Here is a 15,923-nt window from a genome sequence, read left to right on the forward strand (position 1 = left end):
AAGTGAAAAGTAAGCCACTTCATGATCTTTAATAAACGAATAAACTACATTTATCAGATGTAATATGAACAAAACTATAATACTTTTCAGACGCCACGTCAGCTCCTCCTACATAGCAGTGTTTTTAGTTCTGACAGCCGCAATTGTCATTTCATATGTTGGAGCAGTACACACTGCCGCCATTGATGTACAAGTATATGCAGCAGTTGCATATTGGACTGAAGTAGCTGTAGCCAATTCTAAGGGTAAAGCTAGCGGAATTTCACAATTAGAAAAAGAAATCTTTGTTGGGAAAATGATCAATACACTAAATTAAAGAATAGTGGTCCGTAACAGAAAAGAAGATCAAGGTGAAAATCCTTGATCTTCTATTTCATACTTTTATTTGAATTACATTGTTGCTTAATTTAATAAGATGATTAATAAAAGCTGTTTCTTCTTTTGGAGATATAAATATTTGATCTAGTCCGTTATTATAGGAAACTATTATTTTTTCAATTGAAAAAGCTGGTCCAGCTAATAAAGTATGTGATCTGCTTATTAATTGAATAGAGTTAATTGGAATTTTTTTGGTGATAAATCCATATTTAATAATTAAATTATTGTTTGTGATGACATAGTATGTGTTAAACCAAAAGATTGATGACACAATAATAATAATAGAAGTTAATAAACAACCAATAATTTTAGAATCTAATGAATCATCGAATAGCAGTGCATAGGTAAATGTACCAAGTAAAAGGAAAATTATCAGCCAAAATGTCACAGAGTAAAATGAATCTTTACTTATAACGTATTTCATTTTGAGACACACCTTTCTTTAATTTTCTTAATATTACAGATAATACCACCCTGAGTTGGCTGCCGATAGAGATCGAGATTTTCTTGTTCGAGAGCATCTTTTTACGTAGTCGCTCCATGGCTGCTTCTATTTCAACCATACCATCTTATAATTGTAGGACCTCATCCTTATGCTTGCTGATCATGTGCCTCTTTTCCACAATGTTCTTTCGTTTTTCAAAGGGATTCGCCGTTAATTAGGATACGCAAATGATGGGTGAAACAGTCAAGTAGTGCTGTAGTTAAAGCTGGATCACCAAATACATCCACCTATCAAAAAATTTCGAGAATTGAAGTAATCTCTGGATATCGATTAGAAATTTCCGATAAAGATTAATCTTAAATATATGTTTACCAAAAGGAACAAAGTAGTTAGAGGTGTTGATATTAGTTTATTAGCAAATTTTAAGAAACTTACTGAGAATGGAATCAAAAAAATGAGGTTTTACAGCTAGCATGCTGGCAATTATAAAATTTCCAATGCAATGGTAACAGGTATGTTTGGTACTAAAAAAGTGTTTATTTCTGATTATTTAATTGAAAATTTATCATATGATGAGCTAGAAGCTAATAAGGTAGTATTCATTCAAGCCTTAACTCGAATAAGTGAGCTTATTTATTTAACAATTTCACCAAAGGATTATAGGCCAAATTTCAAAATCATCCTACATTCGATAAAAGAATTGAGTGGATTCGTCCTCTTTAGCTTTTAATAATATTAATTATGAAATATCACTAAGACACTCCATAAGATACAATAATCACTATACTCCGCAGGCGGTTTCTAATATGACCTGCCAGCGTAAACGAATCTTTGCTAATTATTAGATCGTTAGATGCAAACTCTTAAATCTTAATATAGCTTGCTCAATACTTTTTGAAGATACATATCATCATTTGTAAACGAAAGAAATAATAATTGAGTACCCTATGTCCTTTCTAAAAAAATACCATTACATCGGTTACCCCCTTACAGTGGACACTGCACCTCTTATTAAATAGAATGCATAGAAGTGCTCGATATCTCTGAACATCGCAGTGATTTTGGGATTCATACCTTTATTTCTATTGGTTTAACGATGCCTTGCCTAAGGGGTGTACTGTCCAAGTCTTCTATGGGGCTAAATAGAGAGTATTATTGCGGAAATAACATTTAGGGTCTATATTTTGTATGATAAACCTCAAAATAAAATTTATGGAAAAATAATGCAACGATCAGTATACTATAAAATAAGAGTGGTGAGAAGTACTAATTTATTTAGGACTCACCAAACATGGATGATGTGAGAAAGTAAATGGGGAAATAGAAACAGGATTTGGCCAAAGGCTTATAAATTATTTTGGAGGTGTAAAATGCGGAGCGTAAGGAAATCAGAGTAAATAATTCTAATTATTTACTCAATTGGCATAGTCTTGTTGGTTACGTTTGCTACCTACAATATAGTTAAGTCACAAAGTGTCAAAGGACAGATACCTCTTTTAAGTATATTGCTTTTTATGATCATAAACTCAATAAGTATAATCTATCGTATGAAAAAAAAGAGAAATGCTGTATTAGGAGTCTTGCAATAATTTGAAGTTTCTTATATTTGATAAATTTTCATATTATTGGTATAATACCAAAGGAAATCTATTAAAAAGTAATGAAAGAAAAGGAGCAACAAAATGAAGAAAATTACCTCACTATTAGCTGCACTAATTATGGTATTTACACTGGCAACGGCGGTTCAGGCACAGGAAGTTGGCACTACTGCCGATAAGGCAATAACGGTTTCGCTGAATGGAGAAGTTGTTCAATTTGGTGACAATGAACCGCTTCTTGAGCAGGGCACGACGCTTGTTCCGGCACGTGAGATTTTTGAAGCTCTTGGTTATGTTGTCGCTTGGGATGAGGGAAATGAAGTTGTAACAGCAGAAAAATATGGTTTGTCCGTTGCGTTTAAAATTGGAAATGCTACCGCATATATTAATGGGATTGAAACAGAGCTGACGGCAGCTCCTAAAGTTTATAACAATACCACCTATGTGCCGCTAAGATTTATAAGTGAAGCGATTGGCTTCGACGTGGAATGGCAGGGCGCTGCACGTTCCGTACTATTAACGAAAGAAGCTAGTACAGGATACATCTGGAAAGTGGAAAAAGACGGTGTGGAAGTACATCTTCTAGGCTCGATCCATATGGGAGACGCGAAAATGTACCCACTTCGCGATGAAATTGAAGAGGCATTTGACAGTTCTGATCATCTAGTCGTTGAAGTTAATATTGCGGCAGGACCTGATGAGCAAACGGCTAAAGAAATTCAGGCATTGCAAGTATATTCAGACGGAACAACGCTAAAGGATCATGTGTCGGCAGAGACGTACGCACGAGTGCAATCGTTCCTGGAAGCACTAGAGCTGCCTACTAATGCGTATGATACATATAAACCATGGGCAGTTTATTTGGATATGGCTAACTTTGTAACGGCATCCTCCGGTTATCAAGGTGGACTGGGCATTGATATGTACTATTTAAGTAGAGCGCAATTGGCCAACAAGCCGATTCTAGAACTGGAAACTTATTCGTCTCAGCTGAATATTTTCGATAGTTATTCCAAGGAGCTTCAGGAACAGCAAGTCAATGAAGTGCTGGATGGAATCTTTGGTACAGGCGATGCAGCTACTGCAACAGAGCCGTCAATAGAAGCTTTGGCTGGTTTATGGATTAAAGGAGATGACGCTGGACTGGAAGAACTAGTTACGATGGTGCAAGAAAGTCCAGAAGCATATGAAAAGCTGCTTAAAAACCGTCATGCAGGCATGCTAGAGAAAATTGAAGGCTACTTGGGCAATGAGCAGAAAGAATCATATTTTGTTATAACTGGTTATCTTCATATGCTTGGCGAAGATGGTCTGATAACCCAGCTTAAGAAAAAAGGCTATACGGTTACTAGGATTTAATAGAGTCGAGAACTAATATTGTAGCGAAATATCGTAAACAGCAAGCCTAGTCGAAATTTAGACTAGGCTTGTTTATATACTCTGTTTAGCTCAAACAACATAAATGAATTTATCATAGCCAATATAGCCCTAACAATCTCCTCTGCACCAAACCTTGATTTTTCCAGGTTTGGTGCGGTTTATTAATTCCTCTTATTGGACTTAGATTCTACTAGCTTCTGAGTGGCTGATGTGACTCAAAATCGAATGGAGAAAATGTATGAAAAGGAAAATATGGTTAGAAAGTATAGGATACCTTTCTGTAATTATTTTATCTTTTGTAGTATCGACAATTTTTTTGTTAGTAATCACTTTTTTCACCCAAGGTAAATTTTCATCAGATATTGAATTGAATATAAATGAACTAACCATAGTAAGTATGGTTTTATGCCTGTTAATTTATATGTTTATTATTCATAAGGATAAACAAGTATCCTTATGGAAGTACTGCGGAGTAAGGGGAATTAGTTTTACAGATATCTTGTTAGCAATAGGCCTTGGCATCATTTTAAGTATATGTACCGGATACTTAACCCAATTGGACATTTTTCAACAGTTATCTACAAATCACGATGCAAAAATTTCTAATGAGGTGCAAGCAGATTCAATATTTGTTGTTATATTAGTTACAGGGTTTCTAGCACCGTTCGTAGAGGAAATTATATTTCGAGGTTTACTGTATCAGACTTTTAAAACCCATTATTCAATGACGACAACGATTATTATACAAGCCTCTATTTTTGCTGTTATTCATGTAAATCTTCTACAGATAATATATACATTTATATTAGGGTTGTTGTTTGCATGGTTAGTTGTAAGTTTAAATAGCCTATGGGCATCCATACTAATGCATATGTCTTTTAATCTAACGACTATCGTAATATTAAGAATTATTCAAGAAAAAGAATCGGTATTTCTATTTTTATTATTAGTGATTTTTGCTGTTTTATCGTTTTTAATAGGGATTGGTACAAGAATGATTAGCAAAAAAAAGAAGGCGCTACACGTACCTATAAAACCGTGAGGGTACGACGACAATTCTGACACAGGGGGGAACTGAAGATCATAGAATTGTTTTAAACATTAGTTGAAATAAGCATGTAAGGGGGGAACAATAAGTGAGGTTCGTCCAAAGTAAATACTTGTGGCTGACAGCTGTTATTGCGATGGGAATTGTGAACTTGTGGAGTATTCTATATGATGGCATCTTGTCAGAATGGCTGCTCTTTGTATGACTTTGTAATATAAACTTCTTTGTTTATTCTGTTTGTAATAATGGTAAACTGCTTATTAAGAGGATAGAAAAGCCACGTTACAACCGGATCATTGCCGATTTTCATTACTCGATTAATTTTTTGAAGTTTATAGCTATGATTATATTTATTTTCTCATCGTTAGTCGAAGATCTGCACGACTACATAGCATGGTATATTATTGCGCTTCTAATTATAGATACCATGTTAATTGTTTTTTTTAGAAAAAGAGTGACGGCGGATGTTGCGTAAATACAGCACATTGCCCATCGCCCATCGCCCCGCCACATTAGCCCCTTCATTAACATCCCAATGCCAATAGCAATACTAGCGGACTCACAGGACCGTATTTCAGCTTTTTCCGCTCGTTTCGAGTTTTCGCGGACTCACAGGACCTTATTCGCTCGTTCACTAGTGAACTTTGCCGGTAATACTATCAATAGGGTCCTGTGAGTCCTCTTACATCATAAAGTGTTGGTTTTACGCTAATTAGTGTTCTATGTGTCCGCTCGTTTGTGCTGAATGGAGCTATTGCGGCATATCCAGTACGTCCATTCATATTTCGTCAAGCGCTGGTTTTGGTTTTGAAACGTATTTTTAGGAGTGTTTATATGGATAGACAAAACGCCGCTATCATCCACTTAAGTTACAGTGGTTGATAGCGGCGTTTCTGCAAGGTAACAGCTTATACTGCTACGGCATTATAAGTCATAATCCACATGGAACCAATAACGATCGTCAGTAGCATCACGATGGCAAAGACAAGTGAAATAAGATTGTATCTTGGTTTTTCTTCTTCACGAATATGCATGAAGAAAAGTAATTGAACAAGAAATTGTAGTACAGCTGTAATAAGGACGATAACAATCGTCGTCTTCTTATTAAACATATCATTCAATACAGCAACCAAAGGAATAATTGTTAACACAACGGAAAGCAAGAAACCGATAATATAAGATTTCATTGAACCATGTGTTTGTTCCTGGTGTTCATGTTGTTGATGAGATGCCATGCTACATCACCTCCATCAAGTAGACGATCGAGAATACGAAGATCCAAATAGCGTCCAAGAAATGCCAGTATAAGCTAATAATATTTACACGGCGTTTTGTAGCAGGAGTAATACCACGTTTTGCTATTTGCATAATAACTAAAGTAATCCAAACAATACCAAGCGATACGTGAAGGCCATGCGCACCAACTAAGGTGAAGAAGGACGACCAATATGCACTTGTTCCAATGTTAACACCTTCATTGATTAGGTGAATAAACTCTGTAACTTCAAGATAAACAAAGGATAGACCAAGTAAAGCAGATACAGCTAACCAGAAGATAAGCCCCTGCTTATTGCCTTTATTCATAGAAAGTAATGCTAGACCACTTGTAAAGCTACTTATTAACAAAATAAATGTTGAGACGATAATCCCATTGATCTCAATCAGATCTGATCCTACAGGACCACCAGCAACGTTGCCCCGTAGGACAACGAAGGTAGCGAATAGAGTAGCGAATAGAATAACATCGGTAACCATGAACAGCCAGAAGCCAAATTGCTTCAATTGTTCAGGATCTTGATGGCTTTGATCATGTTTGTGAGCATGTGCTTGTGACATTATTTAGCCCCCTTTAATGCAGCGGCTTCGATACGTTCAACTTCTTCAACAGAAACATAGTAATCATCATTGTAGTTGAAGGAACGAGCTATCATTGTAGCAACAACGCCGACTAATCCTAAAATAATCATCCATTTCCAGTCAAACACAAAACCGAAACCAGCCGTGAACCAGAAGCCAGCCATTATAATCGGAATACCAGAGTTTTTCGGCATATGGATTGGTTCAAGCGGAACTGTATCAGCTGCAATTACTTCAGCTGGGTCAGCTTCCCCTCTAGCTTTACGTTCTTTTTTCTCCCACCAGTCATCTTGCTCAACAACATGTGGTATACGTGCAAAGTTATAGAACGGCGCGGGTGATGGAATAGACCATTCAAGTGTACGACCTTGACCCCAATTGTCGCCATTTGTCTCTTTTTTCAAGAATCTAATACTATGAGCGATTTGCCATACTTGGAATATGAATGCGATACCCATCAAGAAAGCACCAACTGTGGAGACAACGTTAAGCGGTTGCCAGCCCATGTCAAAGTTGTATTCATTAAAGCGACGAGTCATACCCATCAATCCAAGTGCATATTGCGGCATGAAACATACGTAGAAACCGATGTTCCAGAACCAGAACGCCCATTTACCAAGACCTTCATGTAATTTGAAACCAAACATTTTCGGCCACCAATAGTATAGACCTGCAAAGTATCCGAATACTACACCACCAATTAATACATGGTGGAAATGGGCTATTAAGAAGTAACTGTTATGGAACTGGAAGTCAGCAGGTGCAACAGATAGCATTACTCCTGTCATCCCACCAGTAACGAAACATGGGATGAACGCTAACATCCACATCATCGGAGTTGGGAATGACAACTTGCCTCGATACATCGTAAAGATCCAGTTGAACACTTTAACTCCGGTTGGTATGGCTATAATCATTGTCGTAACTGCGAAGAAAGCATTAACATTCGCTCCAGAACCCATTGTAAAGAAGTGATGGGCCCATGTGAAGAAGGAGAAGAAGCTAATGGACATTAACGCAAATACCATTGATTTGTAGCCAAATATTTTCTTTTTGGAGAATGCTGCAGCAATCTCGGAGAAAATACCGAATGCTGGAAGTACAACGATATATACTTCAGGATGACCCCACATCCAGATTAAGTTCAAATACATCATCGGGTTACCGCCACCATCTACGGTGAAGAAATGAGCACCTAGATAACGGTCAAGGAATAATAGGAATAATGTAACAGTTAGAATAGGGAATGCGAACATAATCGTTACAGAAGAAGCGAAAACAGACCAAGTGAACATTGGCATTTTCATAAGCTTCATACCTGGCGCACGCATTTTCAGAATGGTAGCAACGAAGTTAATACCTGTTGCTAATGAACCAATACCGGAAATTTGAATACCCCATATATAGAAGTCCTGACCTACACCGGGACTACCACTTAATTCAGACAATGGTGGATATGCTAACCAACCAGCATCTGGAGAACCACCGATTACGAATGAAACGTTGAATAGCATTGCACCTGCAAAGAACATCCAGAAGCTGAATGAGTTCAAGAATGGGAAGGCAACGTCTCGTGCTCCCAATTGCAGTGGAACGATAATATTGAATAAACCGAACATTAATGGCATCGCCATAAAGAGGATCATAATAACACCATGTGTTGTAAATATGGCGTTATAATGCTCCGCATTCAAAAACTCTACTTGAGGTGCAGCTAGTTGAACACGCATTAATAATGCATCAACACCGCCGCGGAATAGCATTAAAATGGCACAGATGATATACATAATACCGATTTTTTTATGATCGACAGTCGTTAACCAATCCGTCCAGAGCCAGCGCCATTTTTTGAAATAGGTTAGGACAAACAGAATGGCAACCATTGCTAGAGCAATCGAAACTTGTGCACCCAAAATCAACGGGTCACCCGTAACGAAAAACTCGGAAGCAAACTCTTTAATTGTTTCTAACATGGAGAGTAAACTCCTTTCGTATAATGAAATTTGTTAATGATTAAGATGTTCAGAATGATCTTCACCGACAGCAGAATCATCGGTAGTCGATGTATTAGAAGTCATATGGTTAGCATGAGCGCTAGTTTCACCTTCTTCTACATATTGCAGCATAATGTCGTAGAATACATTTTCAGGGAAGCTAGAGAATTGAGCAACTTCAGATCTACCAGGTACTTTTAGCTCTTCAACACCCTCGGCTGTCAAAGCAACTTCAGTATCCTTAACCTCTTGTACCCAACGATCATATTCCTCTTTAGTAGTAACATCAGCATCAAATGTCATTTGTGCGAAGTCTTTACCTGTAAAGTTGGCGCCTGAGCCGTAGTAAGTACCTTCTTCATCAGCAAGTAAATTCAACGTCATAGCCATACCACTCATCGAATAAAGCTGACCGCCTAGACTAGGAATCCAGAAGGAATTCATTGCCATATCGGACGTAAGCTTGAACACGACAGGGGTATCAACTGGGAATTTAACATAGTTGACAGTTGCAATTTCTTCATCAGGATAGGTGAACAACCATTTCCAATCAAGTGATGTAACTTGAATTTCAATAGGCGCGTTTTCTGATTGAATGGCGACTGATGGTTCTAGTTTATGCGTGTAATTGACTGTGACAACCGCAAGAAAAGCGATTGCGACGATCGGAATACCCCACCAAATAGCTTCTAACTTGAAGCTGTGTTCCCAGTAAGGTTTATACTTTGCTTTGCTGTTAGAACGATCTCTATAGCGCCACGCGATAACAGCCGTCATTGCAATGACGGGGATAGCAATCACTGCACAAATTATTGCGGTCAGAAGGATCAAATCAGCTTGAGCTGAAGCAATAGGTCCTTTAGGATCAAGAACTAAATATTGTTCGCTACAGCCAGACAAGATAAGTACCATCGCAACAATAAGCAGTGCAGATAGCTTTCGAGAAACAGGTCTCATGACGTTTTCACTCCTTGAGTTATTGAACTTAAGTATAAGATAACAAATTATCACACATAAAAATGCAGGGTTAACGAATCCGTAAATAATTCGTCTTATATCTGACATATCTCGTTCACTTGTTAGACATAAGCTTCCCGTAATTAGCAATTTTTATAAGGTTTCATAAAAAAGGAAGCATAACACATCCCCGTAAGGAGTTGAGTATGCTTCCCAATATGAAGGTTATGAGTAGATGATTAGGGTTGTTCACTATCTGCCACAGATTGATTCATGGCACGAGAATGGACTAAGCTAATAGCTGTTCCAATAACATAAATATGAACACTGCCAACTAAAAAACCAATACCGACCATTAAGCCGATGTTGCGATCATTGAATTGTGTAATATTGGCAAGACATAAAATCACACCTACAGATAAAATGACCCAAGCTATTAAAGTCATAATCTTCACAAGTTTTTTGGAATCTGGTTGAGTAGGCGTCAAACCTTGTATGTTAACAGTTTTTGTAGCCATCATATTCACTCCTTAAATATTCATTGTCATTTCATAACAGAAATGTTGTAAGGGCTTTATAATTATTAATATAACACAACTTTGTCACTTTGTTCAAACTTTTTTCACTCTTTAATCAAACTTTGGACACAATTAAACTAATCATCCCACCATTTTTTCAATTGCTGCCACCATGAACGATAACTTGGATGCTCATCGATATCTACTTTTGGCATTTCTGTTGGTTGGTTTTCAGTGTCTGAACCATCTAACGCTGTTTCACAATAGCTTTGTGGCTGAGTTCCATTAAGAAAATATTCAATTTGAGTTGAGGGACATGCTTCGGATGCTAGTAACCCCGTTTCCTCATCTATATATACCGTCACAATATCCTCGGGAATTGGAAACATTTTGGGTGGTACATCCGTTAATGCTTCCTCCATAAAGTGAGCGAAAATGGGGGCCGCACGATACGCTTCGGCCACAGTTAAATAGCGATCCTTATCATAGCCTACCCAAACAGCCGTACTTAATTCTGGAGTGTAACCAATCATCCATGCGTCAACGGCAGTCGTTCCACTTTTGCCAGCAATCGGGCGGTGAATATAGTTTTGAACGCGGTGTGCCGTCCCTCCAGTTTGAAAAACTCCTTCTAATAATGAAGTAACTAGAAATGCTTCAGGTGGTGTAATGACTGATGTTGGCGTATAACTAGCTTCGTAGATGGTCTTGCCTTGCTTATTAACAATTTTCAAAATAGCAACGGGTTTGTTATATATTCCTTGATTAGCAAATACACCATAAGAGGACGCCATTTCTAACGGACTTATTGGTGATGTGCCCAAAGCAAGTGATGGTACCGCGGTTAGATCGGCATGAATGCCTAGTTGATGAGCTGTTTCAGCTACTGTATCAGCACCAACGGTCATTAAAGTGTTCACTGCGTAAATATTGTCAGAGCTAGCCATAGCACGGCGCATAGCGATAAAGTCATTCGTATATTTATCTGCATAATTTTGCGGTTCATAAGTTTTTCTACCTTCATCATAGGTAAATACGGTTGGTTCACTCTTGAATGTGGACATAACGGTTAACGTATGCTGCTGTAACGCAGTTAAATATACAAAAGGCTTGAACGTCGAGCCCGGCTGTCTAGTTGTTGCAGTGGTACGATTGAACTGATTATCACCATAGCTTTTACCGCCGACCATCGCCTTAATATGGCCGTTGCGTGGATCGATAGCGATAAGAGCAGCTTGTTGCTCACTATCCTTCAGTAATCCTTCTTGAACCTTTTGTTCAGCTATCTGCTGCATATTCATGTCTAGCGTCGTATAGATCGTAACGCCGCCTTCGTATAATAATTGTTCGTCTATACCGAGATCATGAACTGCCGTTTGAATAACATAATCTTTGAAATAGGAAGCCTCATTATTACCGCTTTCCTGTTCTTGAGAGCCAAAAGCAAGTAATTGTTCATAAGCTGCTAGTTTTTCAGCTTCATCTATATAGTCATTGTCTACCATCGCTTGTAGAATAAGATTTTGACGGTTTTTGGACTTCAACATATTATTGTAGGGTGAGTAATAGGTTGGACCTTTTGGTATGCCTGCAAGCAAGCTGCTTTCAGCAAGGTCAAGATCTTTTGCTGATTTGTTGAAATAATACTGTGCTGCAGCTTCAATACCATAAGCCCCATGCCCGTAATAAATTTGATTCAAATACATCTCCAAAATTTCATCTTTTGAAAACTTCATTTCAAGCTGTGTCGTATAGAGTGCTTCTTTCAGTTTGCGCTCAAAAGTTTTTTCGTGAGTGAGGTACAAATTACGTGCAAGCTGTTGCGTTAATGTGCTGGCGCCTTGCTTTGCTGATAATGACTGTACATTGACCACAACTGCTCGAGCAAGACCTTTGATATCAAAACCAAAGTGAGAATAGAAACGCCTATCTTCTATTGAAAGAGTTGCTGTAATAACATAAGGTGAAATTTCATCCAATGAAACTGCTCGACGATTAACGCCCGTATGAAAATAATCGATTAATACACCGTTTCGATCAACGAGCTGAGACGATTGACTAATGTTAGACACAGGTAAATCTTGTTGCTTCATGTAGAATAAGCCGCCTAGAATAAGTGTCATCATAACGATTACGACAATAATGGTGCGACGTAGCCATTTGTTGAGCTTTAATATGAACGATAAATATCGTTCTGAAATAGCTGGAAATGATGTTCTACGCAATCGATGGCGCAGCCAGTTCTTATTTTTCCACAAAATGATTCACCTCGAATGTTGACAATAATTAGTTGTATAATTGTAGTATGGAAGAATATATTGGCGGATATTCACAAGTTGTGGAAGGAATGAAAATATTTATTTCTAAAGTTTTTGGAAATTGAGTTGATTTTTCGTCATGTTACACTATAATTACTTTTGACCACTGATAGAAAGAAGGGTATCCGACATGGAATTATGGTATACAGAGAAACAAACAGAGAACTTTGGTATTACTGCCAAAATCACAAAAACATATGTTGATGAACAAACGGATTTTCAAGCGCTTGATATGATCGAGACGGAAGAGTTTGGAACGATGCTTGTACTTGATGGTATGGTTATGACTACAGTTAAGGACGAGTTTGTATATCATGAAATGGTCGCGCATCCTATTCTATTCACGCATCCAAACCCTGAGCATGTGCTTGTTGTTGGCGGCGGTGACGGTGGTGTTATTCGTGAAATCATGAAGCATCCAAAAGTAAAAAAAGCTGTTCTTGTAGATATTGATGGAAAAGTAATTGAATACTCCAAAAAGTATTTACCGACGATTGCTTGTGAACTAGAAAATCCGCGTGTTGAAGTTCATGTTAATGATGGCTTTATGCATATTCATGAGCATAAAAATACGTATGATGTCATTATGGTTGACTCTACTGAACCTGTAGGTCCTGCTGCGAATTTATTCACTCGTGGCTTCTATCAAGGAATTTATGAAGCTTTGAAAGAAGATGGTATTTTCGTTGCGCAAACGGATAACCCATGGTTCAAAGCTGATCTTATTCAAATGGTTAACCGTGATGTGAAGGAAGTATTCCCAATTGTACGCGTATATGCAGCAAACATCCCTACTTACCCAAGTGGTCTTTGGACATTTACGATGGGAAGTAAAAAATATGATCCACTAGAAGTGGATGAGACAGCAATTCCTGAACTAGACACCAAATATTACACACCTCGTCTACACAAAACGGCATTTGTGCTACCTAAATTTGTGGAAGACCTTGTGAAATAAAGAGAAATAAAGACTAATAAAGAAAAAGACGTGTTCGATCCCTATATAAGGGAAGGAATACGTCTTTTGTTATTTCACATAGGATTTCACGTTGAATTTCAACCCCATACTGTATATAGTAGTAAGATATAATGTGTTGGTATAGGAGCTAGACTATGAATCACAAACAGAACGTGAAGATTACATTGGAAAGCACTCAAGATGGAGAAAATATAGCGTTAACCTATTCGGGTGAATGGTTTGTTAAGGATAAGTCCTTCTACATTCGTTATGCAGAACAGACTGAACTTGGTGAAGTTCGTAATTTGTTGCGCTATGAGCCGGGGTTGCTTTCTCATTCTCGCAGGGGTGCAGTCGAATCTGAGCAAATTTATGCGCTAGCGATCAAGCGAAGTGGTTATTATGATAATAAAGTAGTCAAGTTTGAACTTGATGCTCATACAAGCAAGCTACGTCTGCTTCATTCTAATGAACAGATGATGGATCAATTACCAACAAAGCTGCCATTCACGATAGAATGGACGTATGACATATTTGTTGGGGAACAATTATCAGGACAATTTTCAAACCGTTTGATCATTCAGGAGGGTTAATTTAATGGAAAACTATGTATTAGATGCAATGTATGCAACGTTGAAGGAAGCAATCGCTAATGCAGTATTGGCTGCTGGACTAGTAGAACGCGAACAATTACCGATATTCGTGCTAGAAGTACCGAAAGATAAAACGCATGGCGATCTTGCTACGAATGCAGCGATGCAGCTCACGAAAATTGCGAAGAAAAATCCTAGAGCGATTGCTGAAGCAATTATTGGGAATTTGGATATGAAAGCAGCATCGATCGAATCTGCTGAAATTGCAGGCCCAGGCTTCATTAACTTCCGTATGGATAATCGTTATCTATATCAAGTGGTTACACAAGTTCTTGAACTTCAACAAAATTATGGTCGTGTTGCAGATGGTAAAGGGCAAGCTATTGAAGTCGAATTTGTAAGTGCAAACCCAACAGGTAATTTGCATCTAGGTCATGCAAGGGGAGCGGCAGTTGGTGATGCACTATGTAACTTACTTGATTTCGCTGGATACAATGTAACGCGCGAATATTATATTAATGATGCAGGGAAACAGATCGAGAATCTTGCGCTTTCCATTGAAGCACGGTATTTACAACAGCTAGGACAAGAAGCAACAATGCCTGAAGATGGCTACCATGGTGAAGATATTATTGGCTTTGCCAAGCAATTAGTAGCAGACAAAGGTGATACTCTACTGCAGCTAGAAGGCAAAGAGAAATATGACTTCTACCGTAGCTATGGTCTAGAGCGTGAGCTAGCGAAAATTAAGCGTGATTTAGAGCGTTTCCGTGTTAACTTTGATATTTGGTATAGCGAGACTTCCCTATATGAAGAAGGCAAAGTTATTGCTGCACTTGATAAGTTGAAAGCATCTGGTCATGTGTATGAAGAAGACGGCGCAACATGGCTAGCAACAATGCCGCTAGGCGATGATAAAAACCGTGTGCTTGTGAAAAATGATGGGTCATATACGTATCTAACACCAGATATCGCCTACCATCTTGAAAAATACGGTCGTGGCTATGATCGCATGATTAACATCTGGGGTGCCGATCATCATGGCTATATTCCTCGTGTGAAAGCAGCGATGGATGCGCTAGGTCATGATTCTCAAAAATTAACAGTATTAATCGCGCAAATGGTTAGTCTATTCCAAAACGGTGAAAAAGTTAAAATGTCCAAACGCACAGGTAAAGCAGTAACGATGCAGGATCTTATGGAAGAAGTAGGCGTCGATGCCATTCGATATAACTTTACAATGCGCAGTATGGATTCACATCTTGATTTTGATATGGACTTAGCTGTTTCAACATCAACTGAAAACCCAGTATTCTATGTTCAATATGCACATGCACGTATTTGCAGTGTATTGCGTCAAGCGAGTGAGCAAGGGATTGAAATCCCTGCAATTTCTGAATTGCAATTCGATCAATTAACGTCCCAGCATGAATTTGATTTGCTTCGCAAATTAGGTCAATTGCCGCAAGAAATAAGCGAGGCAGCATCGCAGCACGCACCTCACCGTCTAATTCGTTATGTGTACGAATTAGCAGCACAATTCCATAGCTACTACCGTGCTGAAAAAGTAATTACAGAAAATCGCGAATTAACATTAGTTCGTCTTGCACTAGTGAAATCTGTTCAGATTGCATTAGTTAATGTATTAACATTAGTAGGAGTATCCGCTCCAGAGCGTATGTAATACTGGAATGACCGCAAGGAGGCAATAGATTAATCTATTGCCTCCTTGTTAAGTTTAAACGCCTTCGCGAGCACAAGCGTACAAGCAGTGCAACGAATCCCAGCAACGTGTACGGTACGAGTACTCAAGCGGTCAAATGCTCGAATCTTAAAATGGAGGTTAGTTCGAATCTTAAAATAAAAGTTCAAAAAAGCG

At 38.2% G+C, this 15,923-nt stretch carries 13 protein-coding genes; 6 read left to right on the forward strand and 7 right to left on the reverse strand.

Translation table 11 applies throughout. The annotated features are described in order from the left end of the window. The first annotated feature begins 118 nt into the window (after positions 1-118). Positions 119-316 (forward strand): hypothetical protein, encoded by a 198-nt coding sequence (locus AC1TPB_RS08340; protein WP_482076053.1) that lies wholly within the window; start codon positions 119-121, stop codon positions 314-316. 57 nt (positions 317-373) lie between these two features. Here AC1TPB_RS08340 and AC1TPB_RS08345 read toward each other — a convergent pair whose 3' ends face one another. Then, entirely contained in the window at positions 374-802 is a 429-nt protein-coding gene (locus AC1TPB_RS08345) for a PH domain-containing protein (RefSeq protein WP_482076054.1), read from the reverse strand. 1,703 nt (positions 803-2,505) lie between these two features. Here AC1TPB_RS08345 and AC1TPB_RS08350 point away from each other — a divergent pair. Together AC1TPB_RS08350 and AC1TPB_RS08355 are read left to right on the forward strand one after the other, a co-directional pair. Further along, a complete protein-coding gene (locus tag AC1TPB_RS08350) occupies positions 2,506-3,780 on the forward strand; it encodes a TraB/GumN family protein (RefSeq protein ID WP_482076055.1) in 1,275 nt (424 codons plus the stop codon). A gap of 259 nt (positions 3,781-4,039) precedes the next feature. Then, positions 4,040-4,843 carry a CPBP family intramembrane glutamic endopeptidase gene (locus AC1TPB_RS08355; protein ID WP_482076056.1) on the forward strand — a complete coding sequence of 268 codons (804 nt, stop codon included), beginning with the start codon at positions 4,040-4,042 and terminating at the stop codon, positions 4,841-4,843. Positions 4,844-5,757: 914 nt separating this feature from the next. On the opposite strand, the gene cyoD is transcribed toward AC1TPB_RS08355, so the two are convergent. From cyoD to AC1TPB_RS08385, 6 genes are all read right to left on the reverse strand, one after another. Next, the gene (gene cyoD / locus AC1TPB_RS08360; RefSeq protein WP_482063677.1) at positions 5,758-6,084 is read right to left on the reverse strand and encodes a cytochrome o ubiquinol oxidase subunit IV; all 327 of its coding nucleotides are present in this window, start codon (positions 6,082-6,084) and stop codon (positions 5,758-5,760) included. 1 nt (position 6,085) lies between these two features. Beyond that, positions 6,086-6,685, reverse strand: coding sequence for a cytochrome (ubi)quinol oxidase subunit III (locus AC1TPB_RS08365; protein WP_482063676.1), 600 nt, complete (start codon positions 6,683-6,685; stop codon positions 6,086-6,088). Beyond that, on the reverse strand, positions 6,685-8,679 hold the full coding sequence (locus tag AC1TPB_RS08370) for a cbb3-type cytochrome c oxidase subunit I (protein WP_482063675.1): 1,995 nt from the start codon (positions 8,677-8,679) through the stop codon (positions 6,685-6,687). The genes AC1TPB_RS08365 and AC1TPB_RS08370 overlap by 1 nt, the downstream gene beginning before the upstream one ends. A gap of 33 nt (positions 8,680-8,712) precedes the next feature. Continuing rightward, entirely contained in the window at positions 8,713-9,657 is a 945-nt protein-coding gene (gene cyoA, locus AC1TPB_RS08375; RefSeq protein WP_482063674.1) for a ubiquinol oxidase subunit II, read from the reverse strand. 239 nt (positions 9,658-9,896) lie between these two features. Further along, the gene (locus AC1TPB_RS08380; protein ID WP_482063673.1) at positions 9,897-10,178 is read right to left on the reverse strand and encodes a hypothetical protein; all 282 of its coding nucleotides are present in this window, start codon (positions 10,176-10,178) and stop codon (positions 9,897-9,899) included. Between the two features lie 134 nt (positions 10,179-10,312). Beyond that, positions 10,313-12,433 carry a transglycosylase domain-containing protein gene (locus AC1TPB_RS08385; RefSeq protein WP_482076057.1) on the reverse strand — a complete coding sequence of 707 codons (2,121 nt, stop codon included), beginning with the start codon at positions 12,431-12,433 and terminating at the stop codon, positions 10,313-10,315. A 190-nt stretch (positions 12,434-12,623) separates the two neighbouring features. On the opposite strand from AC1TPB_RS08385, the gene speE reads away from it, so the two are divergent. The 3 genes from speE (at position 12,624) to argS (ending at position 15,728) form a co-directional block, all read left to right on the forward strand. Beyond that, positions 12,624-13,451, forward strand: a complete 828-nt coding sequence (speE, locus tag AC1TPB_RS08390) for a polyamine aminopropyltransferase (RefSeq protein WP_482063671.1) — start codon at positions 12,624-12,626, stop codon at positions 13,449-13,451. Between the two features lie 155 nt (positions 13,452-13,606). Continuing rightward, positions 13,607-14,044 (forward strand): YwiB family protein, encoded by a 438-nt coding sequence (locus AC1TPB_RS08395; protein ID WP_482076058.1) that lies wholly within the window; start codon positions 13,607-13,609, stop codon positions 14,042-14,044. Positions 14,045-14,048: 4 nt separating this feature from the next. Next, positions 14,049-15,728 (forward strand): arginine--tRNA ligase, encoded by a 1,680-nt coding sequence (gene argS / locus AC1TPB_RS08400; protein WP_482076059.1) that lies wholly within the window; start codon positions 14,049-14,051, stop codon positions 15,726-15,728. Positions 15,729-15,923: the final 195 nt, after the last annotated feature.

Source organism: Paenibacillus sp. Y951, from assembly GCF_056786395.1.